This is a genomic window from Apibacter mensalis, assembly GCF_001418685.1.
Lineage (GTDB): Bacteria > Bacteroidota > Bacteroidia > Flavobacteriales > Weeksellaceae > Apibacter > Apibacter mensalis.
Window position 1 is genome coordinate 1 of sequence record NZ_LIVM01000035.1, and the last position, 1,470, is coordinate 1,470.

Sequence of the window (1,470 nt, forward strand, 5' to 3'; positions counted from 1 at the left end):
GGAAAAGAATGGATGGGGTTTTTTGACCGCTACTTATTAGAAGTATTGAAAAATCAATTCTTAAAATACCCTTTTAAAACAATATACATTAAGCCTAAAACATTAATTGTAGTTGTACCTAGCAGAGTTATAATTACAGCATCTGACAGTGGTTTACAAAACATAAAAATAATTATAAACATCAATAGAAATATTAATAATAAATATATTGAAACAACCCACATTACCCATCTTGCTAAATTATTTTTTCGTATTGTGTCTTTTCTATATCTATCAGATTTGTTCTTTTTAAATTCTTCATCATAACTTTCTTTTTGTTTATAAAGATCGTCAGAGTCTATATCTGTGTCATTTTCAGATGTGCTATTTTGTAAAAGCCGTTTAAAATAATCATCCAATCCTATTTTATCGTTTTTATACATTTACAAAATAAGATTATATGATAAATTCTTTGAAATAATCTTTTATATAATTATTGGGAATGGGGGTATTCCACTCAAAACAATCTGTATCAACTGTTTTTTGCCACGGACCCTGCGGGTCGTGTGACCAATTGGATAATTGAGTTGCTGTATAGCCTGAAAATTTGTCTATTATTTTATTTAAACAATCGGTTAATTCAAAATCCTCTTTAATTTCTGAAAATTCATTATCAGATGTTTTCTGTATCTTGGAATAATTAGCTTTTTTTCTTGTTTTAGGAAATACAGGACCGTAAGGCCATGCCTTAGGTTGCTCATCTGTAATTATTCTATTTTTTTCAGCCAATAATAAACCATAAGCCATATAAAGAAGTTTTTGTACTTTGGTTGTGTTTAAAATAACTCCTTTTTCGTTAGCTAATGCTAACAAATAATTTGCTACCAAAACGCTGTCATATGGTTTGTTTTTATTCATAAAAGACGAATACTACTTTTCAAAATTACAACAAATAAACCAACTGTTATTTGTTTTTTCGGAAAATTCGAGCAATATAATTTTTCCCGCAAATTTTTATTTCTTATCAATTTACATAATCAGCAAGTATATACTTATGTCGCCTTAGGCTGTTTTTTAATGTTTTTAGGCTTTCTGACGAACTTTTTTATCAAAGATGAGCATTTGTTCATCTGATGTATTTTGAGCGTCTTAAATCGCTTGTTTTTTCTTTTCTTTTTTTTGGGCGAAACTTTTTTTTCTTTTCTTCTCTTCGAGGTGGTTAAGTTTGATATGGCTGATTAGGGAATTTGATTTTTTTGAAATTGGTTTTGAAATTGAATTTTTTTGAAAAAATTTTTTTGCCCTTTATAAACGTTTGTTTTTTTCTTTGTTTTTTTTTCTTTGGTTTTTTTCTTTGATTTTTTTCTTTTTTTTTTTTGGTTCTTTCTTTTCTTTTATTTATTTTTTTCTTTCTTTTCTTTGGTACTTTCTTTTCTTTCTTTTTTTCTTTTTTTCTTTTCTTTCTTACTTTTTTTTTTTTTTTTTTTTTTT

At 26.6% G+C, this 1,470-nt stretch carries 2 protein-coding genes; one reads left to right on the forward strand and one right to left on the reverse strand.

The window, feature by feature from the left end; translation table 11 throughout:
- A partial coding sequence (locus ASC36_RS10995; RefSeq protein ID WP_221400595.1) for a hypothetical protein occupies nt 1-306 on the forward strand: 306 nt, incomplete at its 5' end.
- Nucleotides 307-435: 129 nt separating this feature from the next.
- Here ASC36_RS10995 and ASC36_RS10330 read toward each other — a convergent pair.
- Nucleotides 436-897 carry a Panacea domain-containing protein gene (locus tag ASC36_RS10330; RefSeq protein ID WP_055426408.1) on the reverse strand — a complete coding sequence of 154 codons (462 nt, stop codon included), beginning with the start codon at nt 895-897 and terminating at the stop codon, nt 436-438.
- Nucleotides 898-1,470: the final 573 nt, after the last annotated feature.